The sequence below is a fragment of the Yersinia sp. Marseille-Q5920 genome, assembly GCF_946902935.1.
Taxonomy (GTDB): Bacteria; Pseudomonadota; Gammaproteobacteria; order Enterobacterales; family Enterobacteriaceae; genus Yersinia; species Yersinia rochesterensis.
This window is the reverse complement of the sequence record NZ_CAMPQA010000006.1, coordinates 255,278-274,231: the sequence shown is the minus strand read 5'-3', so window position 1 is coordinate 274,231 and position 18,954 is coordinate 255,278. Positions and strand designations below refer to the sequence as shown.

The following is an 18,954-nucleotide window of genomic DNA, read 5'->3' as shown; positions in this document are numbered from 1 at the left end:
TAACGAAATGACGGTATTGAAACCTTGAGTTATCAGTGATGCGTAGTGCCTCTAAAATTGAGGTTTTCTTTCATTTTTATAATGAAAGAAAATTAATAATTCATTTTTTGTTTTTTATACTTTAGTTTTGTGAGCTAGATGGTGAGATTTAATACTTATTAATGCAAGTTTTCATTGGATTTTACCGATTAATTGTACTGGCTCGCAAAAAGGATTTTTAATTTCATTTTACACTTGAAGGTGAAATTTTAATTTCGTATAACCTTTAACATGCAAAGTTTTTTGGTGTGGAGTTAATCTTAACCAGACGAGGAAATAAAATGCAAAAGGTTCGAATTGGCCTTATCGGCACCGGATATATTGGTCGTTGCCATGCCATTGCTTATGCACAGGTTGCGACTGTTTTTCCTTTAAAGGGGGTACCGATATTAGAAATGCTGGCAGAAGTCACGCCAGAATTGGCCCGGCAACGTGCTGCTGAGTTTGGTTTCTCCCGATCGACTGCAAATTGGCAAGAATTGGTAGCCGACCCAGCTATTGATGTAGTAGATATTTGTGCACCAAATTTCTTACACAAGGAAATTGCTCTCGCGGCTATAAGCCATGGCAAGCATGTTTATTCCGAAAAACCTCTGGCTCTTAATGCAGCAGATGCCAAAGAAATGACTGAAGCGGCACGTGAAAAAGGTGTGAAAACGCTGGTGGGATTTAACTATATAAAGAATCCCACCAGTCAGTTAGCACGGGAGATTATTGCCAATGGCGAGATTGGCGAGATCGTGCATTTTTACGGCACTCATAATGAAGATTATCTGGCAGACCCGCAGACACCGTTAGATTGGCATTGTACTAAGGCGCAGGCAGGGTTAGGAGCATTGGGCGATTTAGCCGCCCATATAGTCAATATGGCCCATTATCTGGTAGGTGATATCACAAGTGTATGTGGGGATATGCAGACAGTCATTAAACAGCGGCCCGACCCGAAAAATCCCTCTTTGTTACGGACGGTAGAAAATGAAGATCAGGCAGGAGCACTCGTGCGTTTTGCTAATGGAGTAATGGGGACCATAGAGACATCACGTATTGCATGTGGCCGTAAAATGGGTTTGACCTATGTGGTCACGGGAACTAAGGGCACAATTAGTTATTCCCAAGAGCGCATGGCGGAATTACAACTCTATCGTCATGATGAACCTCAGTCCAGGCAAGGATTTAAAACATTGCTTACAGGGCCATTACATCCGGACTACGCAGCATTTTGTGTGAGTTCTGGGCATGGTATTGGATTTAACGACCAAAAAACGGTCGAAATCCGTGATTTGATTAACGGAATTGCTGCTGGAGATCGTATGTGGCCAGATTTCGAAGAAGGTTGGAAAGTCTCCAAAGTGCTAGATGCTATTGCTATTTCAGCAGAAGAGTTGTGCTGGGTTAATGTAGTAGAAGACTGATATGGTTGACAATAGCTCAATGTTTTTCGACCTCTGTTACATCATTATATAGGATGATTATCTCATTCTCAGATTTACATAGTATTTTAAGTTAGTTAGCAGCAGAGATTATTAAGTTAATACTGGCTAGAATTATGCCAAGTATGAGCCTTTAATATGTCTTCTGCTGATACCAAATTGAATCACCGTGAAGCCGGAGTCGCTTATTACCTTAACGAGCAGCAACGAGCGCGGATAAAATTGTTATTTCGTTCTTGGATATGGCGATTGGAATTGCCTACCTGGATATTGATTGGGATTATTTATACTGGCTGGTTTGCCTGCGTTATCTATTGGCAGCAATTAGGCTTGGTGCTTGGTAGTACATTGCTAATATTATTAAGCGCGTGGTATATGTCGCTACAACATGAACTGATCCACGGTCATCCAACTCGCTGGCGACGGTTTAATCAACTATTAGGCACTTTGCCATTAGCAGTTTGGTATCCCTATGGTCTTTATCGTGATTCCCATATTCAGCACCACAACGACGAAGACTTGACTCACCCAGAAAAAGATCCAGAGTGCTATTATTACACTGCAGAACAATGGCAGCGTTTGCCGCCATTATTCAAAAGCATTGTGCGTATTAGCAATACTTTTATTGGCCGATTAATTCTAGGGCCAGCACTGGATATCATTGATACTATTCGCAGCGCAATCAGTGCATTTATTACTGGCGATCGCCCTGCCATTACGATGTGGTTGGTTCATTTTGGTTTACTTGGCTTATTGTTTCACTGGATGGCTGGTTATGGTATTTCGGCTATTTTCTATATTTTGGTGATTAGCTATCCAGCACTTAGCCTGACCAAAGTTAGATCCTTTTTTGAGCATCGTGCAGCTGAAAATAGCGCAGCACGTTCTACCTTAAATGAGGCGGCATGGCCGTGGCGTCTACTATTTTTAAACCTCAACTATCATTTGGTCCATCATGATTTACCTGCTTTACCTTGGTATGGGTTACGCCAGATTTATCTGGAAAGTCGAGTCCAATATCAGCATCGCAGCGAGCAATTCGTGGTGAACGGCTATACTGAATGGTTCGAAGCATTTGTTTTTACAGCTTTGGAGATAGAAATCCATCCCTTTTACGATAGTGAAAATAAAGCTCTGACTGAGAGTATACGAGACACTGTGATTGACAGTGGAGATAGGCGGCCCGAGTCAGTCTAAAGCGCCGCTCAAAGTGAAAGCGAGGACGCTGGGATACCTATAAAACCATAGGACTTGTTTTCATCGACCCGTATTTTACTGTTGTTATATACAGCCATTTGTGTAATCTTAACGGTTAATCTTATCAGCAAAATTCTTTTAAATACTTAGCTATCATACTGTTATGCATAAGATAGATTAGCCTTCTAGCCTAGTGTGGCTTGAATAATATATTTAATATCAATTGGTTATTTGGTTTGTTTTTGACTAAATCTAATATGATTGCTGATTTGTTAATGGTTTTGGTTTTATGCCTTGTTAGTATCGGCGTTTTACAGACATTAACGAGATAACTTTCATTAACCCTTGAGCACATAGAGGTAAAGCATGGCAAAGACCCTAACCCGTAGCCGGATTTTTGCGTTAGCCACAGTAATATTGGCTGTGTCAGGCGGAGCATCACAGGCTGCTGATACTGTCCGTGTTGGCTCAAAAATTGATACTGAAGGCTCATTGCTGGGCAATATTATAGTGCAGGTTCTTGATGCTAATGGAATTAAAACAACCAATAAATCCCAGTTGGGCACTACCAAAGTGGTGCGTGGAGCTATCACCGCTGGTGAGATTGATATTTACCCTGAATACACGGGTAACGGTGCTTTTTTCTTCTCTGATGAAAAAGACCCTGCGTGGAAAGATGCAAAAGCAGGCTATGAAAAAGTAAAAAAATTGGATTATGAGAAGAATAAGTTGGTGTGGCTTTCACCTGCGCCAGCGAACAATACTTGGACCATTGCTGTTCGTCAGGATCTAGCTGATGCGAATAATTTGAAAACATTAGATGATTTAGGTAAATGGATAAATGCGGGGGGCAAATTCAAATTGGCTGCCTCAGCTGAATTTATTGAAAGGCCTGATGCCCTGCCAGCTTTCCAACAAGCATACGGTTTCACATTAAATCAAGACCAACTGCTGTCATTGGCTGGTGGTGACACGGCGGTAACAATTAAAGCGGCTGCTGAGCAAACCTCTGGAGTTAACGCCGCCATGGCGTATGGAACTGATGGTCCGGTCGCTGCATTAGGGCTACGAACATTGGAAGATACTAAAGGTGTACAACCTATCTATGCACCAACCCCAATAATTCGTGAAGCCACATTGAAAGCGCATCCTAATATTCCTGCTTTGCTTGATCCCGTATTTGCCACACTTGATAGTGCAACCCTACAAAAACTGAATGCTCGCATTGCAGTAGAAGGTCAGGATGCGAAGAAAGTTGCTGCTAATTATCTGAAAGAAAAAGGGTTTGTTAAAGGATAGTGATGTATATCTGGGATGGTGCTATAGGTATTTATTTTATCGCCTATAGCGCCATCGAATAAACAGGTAATCTATTGTTATAAAAAGATTACCTGTCAGGGAGATGGGGTTTATGGTTGTAAAAAACCGAGTTCTGCTGGCGCTGGTTCTTTTAATGATTTTATCGGGGGTAGGCTTTTCTTTTGTGAGCCATGCACCGAATCGGTTGATCTCTGGTCAGGGTATTTCATTAATATCATTGATAGCAGGGCCTGTTTGGTGGCTGTTAGTGCCGATACTGATGCTATCTGCTTTTGCATTCTTTAAACAAAATATTGTGGTGTTTTGGTCAACAGTTTTGATAGCCGAAATACTGTTGTTCAGCCTGTTGTTACTGGCTGGAACAACAGCTACACAACTTGCTGGTAGCGAAGAAAGCCTCGCGCGCACGTCACTCGGTAGTGGATTTTGGTTGATGAGTGGGATGAGCATATTGATTGCTGTTGATAGCTTGGCCCGTGCGGTTGTGAATCCTGTTTGGCGTAGTTTGGCGAGTGTTTTGTTAGTTCTGCCAGTGGTAATATTGTTGGCAACCGGGCAACTTGATCAATTGTCATTAATGAAAGAGTACGTTAATCGCCAAGATGTGTTTGATGATGCATTATGGCGACACTTTCAAATCCTGTTGGCAACACTGATACCTGCCGTATTCTTGGGCATTCCCCTTGGTCTATTCTGCTTTCGCTCTCATCGCTTTCAAGGCACCATTTTTTCAACATTGAATATTATTCAAACTATTCCATCCATTGCTTTGTTTGGCATGCTGATAGCCCCTTTAGCTGGGTTGGCTGCGGCTATTCCTTGGTTAGCGGAGCATGGGGTGAGTGGTATCGGGTTAGCTCCTGCTATCGTTGCACTGGTGCTTTATGCTTTATTGCCATTAGTACGCAATGTAGTTGCTGGGTTAGAGGCCGTACCTGACAGTGTTGTTGAATCGGCGCGAGGGATGGGAATGACCCGCACTCAGCTGTTCTTTCAGGTTCAGATACCGATTGCAATGCCATTTATTTTATCCGGAGTTCGTATTATTGCTGTGCAAACCGTCGGGTTGGCTGTTGTCGCTGCGTTGATTGGGGCGGGGGGATTGGGCGCGATTGTATTTCAAGGTTTACTGAGCAGTGCATTGGATTTGGTGCTGTTGGGCGTAATCCCCGTGATAGTGATGGCGGTATTAGTTGATTCGCTGTTTAAATTCATCATTATTTTTATGGATACTTCGCATCGATGATTCATTTCCATCAGGTAACTAAATATTTTGCCGGCAAACGGGCAGTAGATAACCTAACGTTACAGATTGCTAAAGGGGAATTTACTGTGCTGATTGGAACCTCGGGTTCCGGTAAGTCGACCACATTAAAAATGATTAACCGACTTATTGAACATGATGAGGGGGAGATCCATTTTGCTGGTGAGGAGATTCGTAATTATAAGTCCGAAGATATACGACGTCGCATGGGCTATGCAATCCAATCCATAGGGCTCTTCCCCCATTGGACTGTGGAACGCAATATTGGCACCGTACCGCAATTGCTCAAATGGCCTCAGGAGCGAATCCGTCAACGGGTTATTGAATTGCTTGAGTTATTGCACCTGGATCCCGAACAGTTTCTTCGTCGCTATCCTCATCAATTATCAGGAGGGCAGCAACAACGGGTAGGTGTTGCCCGAGCTTTGGCGGCAGATCCAGAAGTATTGTTGATGGACGAGCCATTTGGTGCATTAGACCCAGTGACACGTTCAGCATTGCAGTTCGAAATTACCCGTATTCACCAGTTATCGGGTCGGACTATTGTTTTGGTCACTCATGACATTGATGAAGCTTTGAGTTTGGCTGATCGTATAGTGTTGATGGATGGCGGGCGAGTTATTCAGCAAGGGACACCTCTTGAAATGTTAATTCAACCCGCTAATGACTTTGTTCGTGATTTCTTTGGTCGCAGTGATCTTGGTATCAAGCTGTTATCACTTGGACGGGCTGAACAACGAGTCAGGCGTGGTGAAACTTTGGTTGGACAACCAATACTCGGTACGACTAGCTTGCGTGAAGCACTCTCCCTGTTTGTGTCGCGTCAGACAGATAAATTACTGGTTGCTGACGAATATGGGCAATCATTGGGGGTGCTTTATTTTGCTGATCTGATAGCTGATGCGGATAAGGGGGGATCATGAAACCGACTGTTGTCAAAACAGGTGATGTGAAAGAGATCCCTCTGGAAAAACTCAAGTCAGGATTATTGTATTGTTTAAAAGACCCTCTCTGTTGGGCATTACTCTTACTGGCAGGCTTAGTTTTTGGTATGACGTCTCTGGGCGGTTTTTTTTCGGCGCTATTCCCTGATCTCGACAGACCTATTTATATGCAGGATACATTTTGGTCACTGGTGGTTGCCCATGTTTTTTTAGTACTGATTTCCAGTATTATCGCTGTTTTCATTGGGGTTAGCGCAGGTATTGGAGTGACTCGCCCGGCAGGGAAAGAGTTTCGTTCGGTGGTAGAAACTATTGTCGCGATGGGGCAGACATTTCCACCTGTTGCGGTACTCGCTATTGCCGTCCCTGTGATGGGCTTTAGCGAAAAACCTGCCATTATTGCCTTAGTGCTTTATGGTTTATTACCTATTTTACAAGGGACTATTACGGGTATTGAGTCTGTTTCCAGGGATATCCGTGAGGTAGCCGAAGGGGTGGGGATGAGCGCCCGACAGATTTTATGGCGTGTGGAATTGCCTTTGGCAGCACCGGTTATTGTCGCGGGCATCCGAACGTCAGTCATTATCAATATTGGTACTGCTGCTATCGCTTCAACTGTCGGGACGAAAACTCTAGGTTCTCCAATTATTATCGGACTAAGCGGTTTTAATACTGCTTATGTTATCCAGGGTGCGATTGTAGTCGCCTTATTGGCAATTATTACGGATATGATTTTTACCCGTTGGAACCGGCGTTTGTCTCGTTGGCGGGAATTACAATCTCTCTCTGTCGTAAAACATAACTGATCCTCCAGTCTGCGGCTCTTCTTAAGTAGGTGCCTATCATGATTTCACTGCCCATGTATGGGGTTCGGCTGGAACAAGATGTCCAGCCTCTTTGGCAATTGTTGTTGCAACAATTGCGCGGCCATGGTGTCTCTGGAGTAAGTGAACAGTTACTCTGGCCTTTAGATTTATTGCAACATTGGCGTGACCCTACACTGCTTTTGAGTCAGACCTGTGGTTTTCCTCTGGTGACTCAGCTGCAACAACAGGTACGGTTGGTTGGGGTATTCAGTTATCAATCACCTTATTGTTCTGGTGAATATTATCGCAGTTTAGTGGTTGTTCGTGACGACGAACAAGGCGAGCAATTGTCTGACTTTCGTCATCGGACAGTTGTCTACAACAGCACAAACTCCCAATCAGGGTATAATGCGTTACGTGTTTTGATTGCCCCATTGGCGGTTAATGGGCGTTTCTTTTCGCGTCGTGTAGCCTCGGGTAGCCACTATCGTTCAATTGAAATGATTCAACAACGGCAAGCAGATATTGCCGCGATAGATTGTGTTAGCTTCGCATTATTACAGCGTGATAATCCAGCGGCCGTTGCCGGGTTAAAGATTATCGCGAAAACTGACGTTGCACCTGGGTTACCACTTATTACTTCGGTGACAACATCTGAAAAAGAGCTTATCCAGATACGTCAGGCCATCAGAGCTACAGTCAATTCGCCAGCGGCGACTTCAGCTAAGGCTATATTATTGATCAATGGATTTAGCGTATTACCCTGGTCGGCCTATAACGTTATTAAACAGATGCAAGAAAAGGCTGCTGCATTAGGCGTAATAACCCTTTAAAACAGGCAATAAGGAAGCCTTGATTCTCGATGAGATAGGCTAAGGCAGAGGTATAAAGACAATAGTAAAACAGCCATCCTAAATTTCAATCACGCAGCCAGTCATGAAGAACTTCTCAGCAAAAAAAATAGTATAAATATCAATTTGTTAAATTATTTTTTCACTAACAGTGAAATACTCACCTGTGCAAATATGGTCTGGTATTGTGTATTGTTCATGCTGTCATAGGCTTTTATTTCTGTTACGCCAGCTTATCTCGTCCTGATGATCATGATAACCAATGGATAAGGCCATATTCAGGGGGCACTATATGACTGGCAAATATATCAGTGATGATGGTGAAATTGCCGGGCATTGGGCATTGAGCATTGGTAGGGGGAAGTTTTATCCTTAAATCTACTATGCCCCCACAGTTCATTAGTGTCTGAACGGGTCAGGGGCTTGCAGATTTTTTTGCAGCAGAAATACCGCTATTGGATGGGCGCTTACGGTGATTCCTGACCATTGTTGGACAAGCCCGCAGGGCCAATATCAGACAATGGACTGGATTCCGTGGTTTCAGTTTCATGTGGAGTTGTTGAACGGGTATAAATGTTCAACCCAGCCAGAAAAACGCCACCTAAAGAACTCAGAGCCATAACTGCAATCAGAATAATGAGTGCTTTTCTCAGCATAATTATTTTCACTTTTTATCTAAATAGCGTGAATTATATCCTGTTTACTAAATGAAACAACCATGTTGCATTCTTGCTGTATATGCTCGTGATGTTTCAAGCTGCGATTCGAGTTATTTAGAGCATAGAGATTAACGAGATTTAAACAGAAATTTCCCCAAAGTGACCAAAACCACCGCAGAAACAATGACGGCTAATGCCCACCACTCTCGGGTAGAGAGACTTTCACCGGCAAAACTAATACCCAACAATACTGCAACGACTGGGTTTACATAGGCATAGCTGGTTGCCACCGCTGGGCGGACATTTTTCAGTAGGAACATATAAGCACTGATGGCAAGCATTGAGCCAAAAACAATCAAGTAAAGTAGTGACAGAATGCCCGCCATCGAGGGAGTTTGGGTCAGTTCTTCGCCACTTAGCGTACTGGCAAGCAGCAAAACAACGCCAGCGACCAGCATTTGCGCTGCACCGGACATCGGCCCATTAGGTAACGCGATTCGTGAGCTCCAGACCGAGCCAAAAGCCCAACTAGCAGAAGCCAGTAATATCAGCAGCGCGCCCAGTGGATTGCCTAATAAGTTGCTGCCGGTATTGAGCAATATAATACCTACCAGCCCAAGAGCAATGCCTGACCATTCCAGTTTAGTATTCCGCATCCCCCATAACATACTGAAACACAAAGTGAAGAGTGGAACAGTTGCCACCATCACGGCGGCAATGCCGGAGGGAACATGCTGGTGTTCTGCAATGGTGACTAACCCATTACCGATAGCCAATAATAAAATACCAATCGTGCTGGCACCCATCCATTGGCGCAAAGTGGGGAGGGCATGACCACGAATAGCCAGGAAGCTGAACAATAATACCCCGGCAATCAGGTAGCGTAATCCTGCCATCATCAACGGTGGCCAGCTTTCGACCCCGATTCGAATGACCAAATAAGTAGAACCCCAGACGAAGTATAAGGTGAAAAGTGAACCGACCAGCAACCACAGATTACGGCTATTTTGCTTCAGCATAGTTATTCAATAGGAAAGGAACAATAAAATAGAGATGTACCAGTAAACATGAGAATAGCTATCGTTAGCAAAGGTTTTTATCATTTATTTACGTTTTAATTTTTCGTCTAAAATTTTCGTTAAAACAGATAGTTATTCTTATAATCAATACCACTTGGCTTAATAAGCAGTGACAAAACCTACTTTTGTCAAGAAAGCAAAAATTGCTTCAGGGATGATGCATAAAATCAGGGTACACAACTGAGCCTATATGACAATTATCGAATAAGGTGAGTGGGTTATGGGGCAATACGTTTGCTGATGGGGGGCCAGATTAGGATGCGTATTATTAATCTGACACGTTCTTATTTCGGCCTGGCGACACTGTTGGCACTGCTTTTTATGCCCATCGCTGAGGCAGCACAGAGTGAATACATTTTTTTATCTACCCGTGCGCTGCAACATAATCAACGGGTTATCGCGGAAGATAAAGAGAAAGATCGATTGCAGAAAGGGATTGAACAGGCTGATTTTTCCGATACAGCGAGTCAAATGTACAAAACTGAAGCGCTGCGTGACGTCGGGTTATTATCTGTTCCTATTAATAAATAAATTATTAATAAGTAATAAAAAACCGGGAGTGACCTCCCGGCAAAATGTGATGACTGCTAATAAAATAAATTCACAAAACACGATGAAACATTCAAACAATAAAGCAATGAGGATAATGCTAAATCACCAGATTAGAATTGATAGACCAGGCCAACCGCAGCAACGTTATCTGTATTCAGTTTCAGTTTATTATCATTGTTCAACTGGTTTATTTTATAATCTACATAGGTTGACATGTTTTTATTGAAGTAATATATAGCACCGATGTCAATGTATTTGACCAGGTCAGCATCGCCAACACCTTCGATATCTTTTCCTTTAGATTGAATATAAGCCAAAGAAGGTTTTAAACCGAAATCGAACTGATATTGTGCGACCAATTCAATATTCTGAGTTTTATTAGCAAAACCACTAACGCCAGTTGAAACATTATTAATAACCGCAGTACCAGAAATAGGTGTCATATTGCGGGTTTCAGCGTAAGTTGCACCTAAGTAAACACCGTTATCATCATATTTCAGGCCAGTTGTCCAGGCATCAGCTTTATCGCCTTTACCAAATCGACCTTCTTTCTGGGCTGTGGTGCGGTTAGATGAAGAATAAGCTGCACCCACACTGACACCCGCACCAATTGCGTAGCTGGAAGACATGCCGAAGCCGTCGCCATTCTGTTTGGTGGCATCTGCACGGCCATTGGTGTTGTCGGATTCGTTGCCATTTTTACCCTGATATTGCAGGGAGAATTTCAGTCCATCAACCAGACCGAAGAAATCTGTATTACGGTAAGTTGCCACGCCAGTCGTACGGCCAGTCAAGAAGTTATCGGTTCTGGTGTAGCTGTCATTACCAAATTCCGGCAGCATATCGGTCCAGGCCGCGATGTCATATAATACGCCATAGTTACGACCATAATCGATTGAACCTAATTTACCGTAACGTAAACCCGCAAATGCTAAGCGTGTTTTGTTGTCTTTTGTTTCCTGGCTTTCAGCGTAGTTAGCGGCGAAGTTATATTCCCACTGACCATAACCAGTTAATTGGTCGGTGATTTGGGTGGCACCTTTAAAACCAAGGCGAACATAAGATTTGTCACCATCACTTTTACTATTATCAGAGAAATAATGCAGAGCTTTTACTTTCCCGTATAAATCCAGTTTATTACCATCTTTATTGTAGATTTCTGCTGCGTGTGAAGAAGTGGCAACTAATAAAGCCGGTATTAGGATTGCCAGAATATTACGTTTCATATTTATGCCCTGTTTCTCTTATTTGAAAAGACGCGAATAGTAGAATTTTTTGCTGTATTCAATATCTGTCTGAATTCATCCAGCGCAGAATTTTTACCGCATCTGTGTGATATATTTATGACAAAATATAAATAACTACGATTTTGCGTAAATATTATGCATTTTCAGCTGCACTAAACTGACACTTATCTATACCCTAAATAATTCGAGTTGCAGGAAAGCGGCAAGAGAGAGAACCCCGATGAGCTTACTGTTGTAAGTGATTCGGGTGATTGAGCGTAGCCAACGCACATGCAGCTTGAAGTATGACGGGTATAGTGCTTTCGGGCTGACGTGAGCGCTACGGTGTGGGACAATAGGGCAACATTCAGTTTAGATAAGATATGCATGGCGTTGTCCCCAGCAGTAAAAGAACAAATTAGTCAGTGGTATAAGGCTCTTTCGCAGCAGATCCCGGACTTTATTTCTCGTGCTCCACAGCGCCAGATGATCGCCGAAGTGGCAAAAACACTGGCCGGCGACGCAGGCCGTCACTTGGCTATTGAGGCCCCGACGGGTGTTGGCAAAACACTGTCTTATCTGATCCCCGGCATTGCCGTCAGCCGGGCAGAAAGCAAGCCGCTGGTGGTCAGTACCGCAAATGTGGCGTTGCAGGATCAGATTTACAGTAAAGATTTGCCGCTGTTGAAGAAGATTATTCCTGACCTCAAGTTCACCGGTGCCTTTGGGCGCGGGCGGTATGTTTGTCCACGTAATCTTGCGGCGATGTGCACGGATGTGTCCGGACAAGGGGATTTATCACTTTTTCTCGGTGATGAATTAGCTCCTGCTAATGGTGAGGAACAGGCTACGTGCCTGGCACTGTCTAATTCTTTGAATAGTCATGTTTGGGATGGCCTGCGTGACCATCATCAGTTATCACTTAGTGACAGTCTGTGGGCCAAATTAAGTACCGATAAGGCCAACTGCCTCGGGCGTAATTGCCATTATTTTCGTGAATGCCCATTTTTTATTGCCCGCAAAGAAATCGAAAATGCTGATGTGGTGGTCGCCAACCATGCATTAGTCATGGCGGCATTGGAAACTGAATCCGTATTGCCCAATCCCAAAGAGCTGCTGCTGGTATTGGATGAGGGCCATCATCTGCCCGATGTAGCACGGGATGCGCTAGAAATTGAGGGTGAAATCACTGCTGTTTTTGCCAATATGCAGTTGGATATGATTGCCCGGCTGGTAGATCAATGCATGGTGCAATACCGGCCGAAAAACCCGCCGGGTCTGGCGAATCCTGAGCGTTTGAAGGATCACTGCGAGCAGTTGCGTGAGCTGATGTTGAGTGTAGAACAGCAAGTTAGTCAACTTTTACCCGCCGATGGTAGCCCGGCAGTATATCGCTTCGAAATGGGCGAGTTACCGGGCAGTTTGACGGAAGATTGCGCCAAATTATTCAAGTTGACGGATGCCCTACGTGGTCTGGCTGAGTTTGTTCTTAATGATTTGAGCGAACAAACTGGTAAGCACGATATTGTGCGGTTACATCGTGCCATTTTGCAAATGAGCCGGACATTGGGTTATCTCGAGGCCATGAGTAAGCTCTGGCGCTTGGCTGCCATGGAAAAAGCGTCGAATGCGCCGATTTCCAAGTGGGTTACTCGGGATTATCGCGAGAACCAAACTCATCTCTATTTTCATTGCGTGGGAATTCGTGTTAGTGATCAACTAGATAAAATGCTGTGGCGCAAAGTGCCCCATGTAATAGTCACTTCAGCCACATTGCGATCACTCAATAGTTTTGCGCGTTTGCAGGAATTGAGCGGTTTGAGCGAAAAGGCCGGAGACCGGTTTGAAACCTTGTCATCACCCTTTAATCATATTGAGCAAGGGAAGCTGATTATTCCCAAAATGCGCTTTGAGCCGACTATGGCTCATGAAGCTGAGCATTTGGCAGAAATGGCGCATTTCTTCCGCGCGCAGCAAGCCAGTGGGCGACATAAAGGTATGTTGGTCCTGTTTAGCAGCCATCGGGCGATGCAAACTTTTCTCAGTCATGTTACCGATTTGCGTTTAATGCTGTTAGTCCAAGGTGATCAACCGCGCTATCGGCTGGTTGAAGAACACCGTAAGCGGGTGAAGAATGGCACCGCCAGTGTGTTGATTGGCTTGCAATCTTTTGCCGAGGGGCTGGATTTGAAAGGGGACTTATTGACTCAGGTTCATATTCACAAAATTTCATTTCCACCTATCGACAGCCCGGTTATTTTGACCGAGGGTGAATGGCTTAAGTCATTGAAACGCTATCCATTTGAAGTGCAGAGCTTGCCAAGTGCTTCATTTAACTTGATACAGCAGGTCGGGCGCTTGATTCGAAGTCATCAATGTCACGGTGAAATTGTTATTTATGACCGGCGTTTGTTAACCAAGGGCTATGGCTCGCGGTTATTGGCGGCGTTGCCGATTTTCCCCATTGAGCAGCCAGATATGCCCGAGGGAAAAAGTATTCCTGCACTGCCGGTGAAAGTGGCCGCTAAGGCGGGTAAGAGAGTGCGGAAGAAACGGGCGTCTTTATAATAGGATTCGGTTATCAGAGCGGGGCGAGTGATTATTTATAGTCGAGGTTGCCTTTCTGATAAGCGAATTCCACTCGCATCTAACCTCAAATCACAGCAAAACTCATTGCCTTTATTAATTATTTTTTAAAAAATAATTTGATCTGAAATCTTTTCTGATAGACATAAATTCAGTGACTAAGCTTATACCAGCCGCGGGTAAGCAGACACTAACACGTCAAGCGGTACCTCCGGTGTACATTGCTGCTATTGATTCACGGCAATGCTAACTGCTATCAATATATTTAGCGGACTGAGGTCGATCAATATGAAACAGCTAATGGCTGAATTTATTGGCACTTTCTGGTTGGTATTAGGCGGATGTGGCAGTGCAGTATTGTCTGCAATGTTCCCGGAGGCGGGGATTGGGTTTCTCGGTGTGGCGTTGGCATTTGGGCTGGCGCTGGTCACGATGTCCTATGCATTAGGGCATATCTCTGGTGCGCATTTTAATCCTGCGGTATCACTCGGTTTATGGGTGGGTGGCCGTTTCTCTGGCGCGCAATTACTGCCTTATATCCTCTCGCAAGTGCTTGGGGGATTAGCGGGTGCCGCCGTTTTATATTTAATCGCCAGCGGCAAAGTCGGTTTTGATGTCAGTGCCGGGTTTGCCAGTAACGGTTTTGGCGGGCGCTCCCCCGGAGGTTACAGTTTACCCTCGGTATTGCTGGCCGAGGTGATTTTAACCATGGGTTTCGTCATGGTGATTATGGGGGTGACGGATGCAGCGACCCCCGCAGTAGTCGGCCCTTTAGTCATTGGCCTGTTTTATACATTGATTCATTTAATCAGTATTCCAGTGGATAACACCTCGGTAAATCCTGCTCGTAGCACCGGTGTGGCTATTTTTGCCGGTGGAATTGCCTTGCAACAATTATGGGTATTTTGGCTGTCCCCTTTGGTGGGCGGAGCTTTGGGCGGCGCTATTTATCAAGTGCTATTCAGCCGGCCCGAAGAGCTGGACAATCCATAGAGACATTCAGCTCATTGCTTTGGATTACTCACTTTGGCCGATCAATATCCCGCACTGGAGATTGAAGCGCTGGTCGGGGCCTTTACTACATATTCACCGCAGTAACAATTTCGGGCACATTCATCACTATTGGTGATAAAGTTTCAGAAGTATTCAACTTATTTATATTCTGAATAATTCGAGTTGCAGCGGCTGTGTAATAAAGAAAGCCAACACAGGCAACTTGCAGGATGACGGGTATAGAGTTACGGAACATTGAGAGGCGAAATACCGCACCATGGATTACAGCAAAATTATCAAAGAGATTGGGCGCGGTAAAAATCATGCCCGGGATCTGGATCAGACGACCGCATATGAACTATATAAAGCCATGTTGGCCGGGCAAGTACCGGAGCTGGAACTGGGTGGCATTCTGATTGCATTTCGTATTAAAGGTGAATCTGAACAGGAGATTTTGGGGTTTTATCAGGCGATGCAGGAACAGGTGATGTCACTGCGGGCACCGCAAAATCGCCCATTACCAGTGGTTATTCCGAGTTATAACGGCGCGCGTAAACAAGCTAATCTCACCCCATTATTGGCGTTATTGCTAGCCCGCCTTGGGCTACCGGTGGTGGTACACGGCGTGACAGAAGACAGTAGCCGGGTGACCAGCGCCGAGATTTTCCAACACCTGAATATCCCTTGGTCACACAGTGCCACAGAGGCTCAACAGCGTCTGGATGATGGGCTGCCGGTGTTTATTCCTGTTTCAGCATTGTCCGCTCAATTAGACGATCAATTACAGCAACGCTGGCGTATGGGGGTGCGAAATAGCAGCCATACATTGGCAAAATTGGCAACGCCATTTGTTCGCGACCAAGCACTGCGCCTTGCCAGTGTTTCTCATCCAGAATATATGCAAAAAGTCGGCGGTTTCTTCCAGGCGATCAGTGCTCCGGCCCTGTTACAGCAAGGGACTGAAGGGGAGGTTTATGCCAACCCATTACGTTGCCCACCCATCCATTATATCGATAATGGTGAGCAGCAAATTTTGTTGGAACGCCAACCCGAGCCGGCCGAACTGGCATTACCCTCGTCGAAAGAGGCTGCCATTACCGCCCGCTGGATTGAAGATTGTTTGGCCAGTGTTGTACCCATTCCAGATTCTATTCAAAAGCAGCTTGCTTGCTGTTTGGTAGCCGTTGGGCGGGCGGAGACTATCGAACAGGCACGGCAACAAATTAATGACTTATAAGGCATTACTATCATTCGGTAGATGGCTATAGTTAATGTGTATTTTTAGTAGATAATTTAAATATTACATCCGTGATGTTTTTTTTGTATTTGTCTTTTTATTACTATTTGATTTTAATGGTTTTACTGATTTAATTTAATCATGTTTTGTTGTCTTTTTTTGAGGGTGATAAACTCACTATTATTTGGTTTTTACTGACTTAAATTGATATTAATGAATAATTGCTGAAAAGGAACACTATGCGACAAGCTTTAGACTACTTTACTGCTCTGAATAAGGATTACCTGGCTGTCCATCAGGCTAAAGAAGATCTTTTTTGGCAGAATTATATGGGGCTAGGTGGGGAGGATATTGCTCAGCAATTCTCTACAGCCGAGAGTGTTTATAAGCGTTTTATCGCACAGAGCCACCGCTTGAAAGAACTGCGTGGCTTGATTGCCCAGTTGGAAAACGAGCCATCCACCGTGGATCGCGATGCACTATTGCACGGGTTGCAAGGGTGGTACCGTTTTTTTGATTGTAATGCTATTGAAGACCTCAACACACAAGCCCTACTTGATGAAATTATTGCCGCAGAATCATCCCTTTACCAACGGCGCAAAAGCTTCACTCTAACCCATTTAAATGCTGCCGGTGAGCGGGTTTCCGCCTCTCTGGGTGAGTTATTGACGAACCAGGGCACTAATGAAAATGCAGAATGTCGGCACAGTTCGCACTTGGCATTGCGGGAGTTGGAACAATGGCTATTGCACAATGGTTTGCCAGAATTAATTAGTTTGCGTAATCGTTTTGCGCGGAAATTGGGTTATCGCAATTACTTTGATTACAAAGTGAATAAAACCGAGCAGATGACGCCGGAACAGTTATTTGCCATTTTGGATCGTTTTGAAGAACAAACTCGCGAGGCTAATTTGCGTAGTTTGCAGCAACTCGTTGAGGAAAAAGGCCTTGAAACGCTGGAGCCGTGGAATATTCGCTTTGCCAGCGGGGGAGATGTCACCCGCCTACTAGATCCTTATTTTCCCTTTGCCGAGTCACTTGACCGCTGGGTTAATAGTTTTAAGCGGCTACATGTTGGTTTTCGCGGCGCACAGATGAATTTGGATCTGCTGGTGCGTAAAGGGAAATATGAAAATGGTTTTATGCATGGGCCGGTGCCGCCTTTTGTTGACCAAGGTCACTGGGTTCCGGCGCGCATCAATTTCACCAGTTTGGCCAAGCCCGATCAGGTTGGAAGTGGGGCGTCGGGGCTAAATACCTTATTTCATGAAGGTGGGCATGCGGCCCATTTTTCTAATATTGTGCAAAATGCTCCCTGTTTTTCACAAGAATTCCCTCCAACCTCAATGGCCTACGCCGAAACGCAATCTATGTTCTGCGATAGCTTGCTTGATGATGCCGATTGGTTAAAACGTTATGCTAAGAACAGTCAGGGCGAATCGATTCCCGACGCATTGATTCAGGAAAGCATTCAGGCGCGACAACCCATGCGAGCTTTTAATGATCGGCATATTTTATTAGTGCCCTATTTTGAATGGCAACTTTATCAGTGGGATGATGCACAACGCACACCAGAAGCGATAACTCAACTGGCCCGAGACATTGAATTAAAAATTCTGGGTGTCAGTGGCAGCCCACGCCCGACACTGGCTATTCCGCATTTATTATCAATGGAGTCTGCTTGCTCCTATCAAGGTTATTTATTGGCATTGATGGCGGTAGAACAAACACGAGCATTCTTCCTCAACCGCGATGGTTATCTGACGGACAACCCCGCTATCGGCCCCGATCTTGCAGAACATTATTGGCGGCCCGGCAACAGTGTCACTCACGATGAAACATTGCGCAGCCTGACAGGGGAAGGCTTCAATCCAGATTATCTGGCGAAGGTTTGTAATCAAACCGTTGAAGAAGCTTGGGATGAAGCCCTGAAAACAATTAAACTGGCGGCAATACGCCCACAACCGGTAGCAGATTTTGACTTAAACGTGACTATGCGGGTGGTTGATGGAGATGAGCAACTGGCTGACAATCAGCAAGGTGATGAGGCCATGTGTCGCACATTTGCCAGTGCAATAAATGCCCGACTCCTATCAATGTGATTCGGTGTTTTGTCGACATAAAAAAGCCCATCAGGTTGGCTGATGGGCTTTTTCTCTTTCAGAAATGCTATGGCTCAATAAGGGCAGCGAGCATTGCTAAAATATAATATAAATATCAATTAGTTATAAATGGTCGCAGTACCGTGCATCAAGTTATTACCGGTTGTTGAGGTAATAGTAAAAGCTTTAGCACCGGCGGCATCTGCTTTTTCGGCCAGTTGTGCTTTCAAGCTGCTCAGGTCAGTGACGTTACTAACGGAGATAACACCGACTTGTTCTAATTTAGCCGCATCTTGGCTGTTGATGTGTTCTGCGGCAAAGCTAGCGAAAGACAGAGTAGACAGGGCGATAACTGCAACGAAATTTTTGATGTTTTTCATGATGTATTCCTATTCGATTTTAAGGTTGAAAGGGCGTTCCCTTTCGATGGAAGCTATATTACGCCCTTGCAGAGATTTTAAAACCGGATACAATTGAGTTAATTATTCAAAATATTTGATTAATAATTGTCTGGGTTCATATCCTCAGGATATAAAAAATCAAAGTGAGAACCATCGGCAATCTTTGAGATAAATCGGCAGATAGCGAGCTGTCTCTTGCGCTGCTGGCCCGTTCGCCGCGAATTTATGCTATCTTACGCGCCAGAAAATGCTTATCAGAGAGTCAGTA

16 protein-coding genes are annotated in these 18,954 nt (G+C 44.5%); 12 read left to right on the top strand and 4 right to left on the bottom strand.

Translation table 11 applies throughout. The features are described 5' to 3' along the window. The first annotated feature begins 320 nt into the window (after positions 1–320). The 7 genes from OVO64_RS11325 to OVO64_RS11295 all read left to right on the top strand — a co-directional run bounded on the left by OVO64_RS11325 (position 321) and on the right by OVO64_RS11295 (position 7,833). Complete coding sequence (locus OVO64_RS11325) at positions 321–1,451, top strand: Gfo/Idh/MocA family protein (protein WP_038634483.1); 1,131 nt, start codon at positions 321–323, stop codon at positions 1,449–1,451. A 156-nt stretch (positions 1,452–1,607) separates the two neighbouring features. After that, positions 1,608–2,666 carry a fatty acid desaturase gene (locus tag OVO64_RS11320; protein ID WP_145585815.1) on the top strand — a complete coding sequence of 353 codons (1,059 nt, stop codon included), beginning with the start codon at positions 1,608–1,610 and terminating at the stop codon, positions 2,664–2,666. Between the two features lie 366 nt (positions 2,667–3,032). Beyond that, positions 3,033–3,965, top strand: a complete 933-nt coding sequence (locus OVO64_RS11315) for an ABC transporter substrate-binding protein (RefSeq protein ID WP_038634478.1) — start codon at positions 3,033–3,035, stop codon at positions 3,963–3,965. Between the two features lie 112 nt (positions 3,966–4,077). Beyond that, entirely contained in the window at positions 4,078–5,232 is a 1,155-nt protein-coding gene (locus OVO64_RS11310) for an ABC transporter permease (RefSeq protein WP_038634474.1), read from the top strand. Then, positions 5,229–6,173 (top strand): ABC transporter ATP-binding protein, encoded by a 945-nt coding sequence (locus OVO64_RS11305; protein ID WP_038634470.1) that lies wholly within the window; start codon positions 5,229–5,231, stop codon positions 6,171–6,173. Before OVO64_RS11310 ends, OVO64_RS11305 begins: the two co-directional genes overlap by 4 nt. A 128-nt stretch (positions 6,174–6,301) precedes the next feature. Further along, a complete protein-coding gene (locus tag OVO64_RS11300; protein WP_145509534.1) occupies positions 6,302–7,000 on the top strand; it encodes an ABC transporter permease in 699 nt (232 codons plus the stop codon). 38 nt (positions 7,001–7,038) lie between these two features. Beyond that, on the top strand, positions 7,039–7,833 hold the full coding sequence (locus OVO64_RS11295) for a phosphate/phosphite/phosphonate ABC transporter substrate-binding protein (protein WP_186377398.1): 795 nt from the start codon (positions 7,039–7,041) through the stop codon (positions 7,831–7,833). A 485-nt stretch (positions 7,834–8,318) separates the two neighbouring features. On the opposite strand, the gene OVO64_RS11290 is transcribed toward OVO64_RS11295, so the two are convergent. Together OVO64_RS11290 and yedA are read right to left on the bottom strand one after the other, a co-directional pair. Then, positions 8,319–8,507: a hypothetical protein gene (locus OVO64_RS11290; protein ID WP_025377722.1), complete on the bottom strand. Its 189-nt coding sequence runs from the start codon at positions 8,505–8,507 to the stop codon at positions 8,319–8,321. A gap of 131 nt (positions 8,508–8,638) precedes the next feature. After that, positions 8,639–9,529 (bottom strand): drug/metabolite exporter YedA, encoded by an 891-nt coding sequence (yedA, locus tag OVO64_RS11285; RefSeq protein ID WP_050291424.1) that lies wholly within the window; start codon positions 9,527–9,529, stop codon positions 8,639–8,641. Positions 9,530–9,847: 318 nt separating this feature from the next. Between yedA and OVO64_RS11280 the strand changes: the two genes are divergently transcribed. Continuing rightward, the gene (locus OVO64_RS11280; protein ID WP_186379508.1) at positions 9,848–10,120 is read left to right on the top strand and encodes a hypothetical protein; all 273 of its coding nucleotides are present in this window, start codon (positions 9,848–9,850) and stop codon (positions 10,118–10,120) included. A 131-nt stretch (positions 10,121–10,251) separates the two neighbouring features. Here the strand turns inward: OVO64_RS11280 and ompF2 are convergent, their stop codons facing one another. Further along, positions 10,252–11,367 (bottom strand): porin OmpF2, encoded by a 1,116-nt coding sequence (gene ompF2 / locus OVO64_RS11275; protein WP_038634454.1) that lies wholly within the window; start codon positions 11,365–11,367, stop codon positions 10,252–10,254. A gap of 387 nt (positions 11,368–11,754) precedes the next feature. Here ompF2 and dinG point away from each other — a divergent pair, with 387 nt between their 5' ends. The 4 genes from dinG to OVO64_RS11255 all read left to right on the top strand — a co-directional run bounded on the left by dinG (position 11,755) and on the right by OVO64_RS11255 (position 18,285). Then, on the top strand, positions 11,755–13,935 hold the full coding sequence (gene dinG / locus OVO64_RS11270) for an ATP-dependent DNA helicase DinG (protein WP_050291422.1): 2,181 nt from the start codon (positions 11,755–11,757) through the stop codon (positions 13,933–13,935). A 306-nt stretch (positions 13,936–14,241) separates the two neighbouring features. Further along, positions 14,242–14,946: an aquaporin Z gene (gene aqpZ, locus OVO64_RS11265; protein ID WP_038634449.1), complete on the top strand. Its 705-nt coding sequence runs from the start codon at positions 14,242–14,244 to the stop codon at positions 14,944–14,946. Between the two features lie 277 nt (positions 14,947–15,223). After that, a complete protein-coding gene (gene ybiB / locus OVO64_RS11260; RefSeq protein ID WP_038634447.1) occupies positions 15,224–16,183 on the top strand; it encodes a DNA-binding protein YbiB in 960 nt (319 codons plus the stop codon). A gap of 239 nt (positions 16,184–16,422) precedes the next feature. Next, entirely contained in the window at positions 16,423–18,285 is a 1,863-nt protein-coding gene (locus tag OVO64_RS11255; protein ID WP_050291419.1) for a M3 family metallopeptidase, read from the top strand. Between the two features lie 119 nt (positions 18,286–18,404). On the opposite strand, the gene bhsA is transcribed toward OVO64_RS11255, so the two are convergent. Continuing rightward, a complete protein-coding gene (bhsA, locus tag OVO64_RS11250) occupies positions 18,405–18,665 on the bottom strand; it encodes a multiple stress resistance protein BhsA (RefSeq protein ID WP_038634441.1) in 261 nt (86 codons plus the stop codon). Between the last annotated feature and the right edge of the window lie 289 nt (positions 18,666–18,954).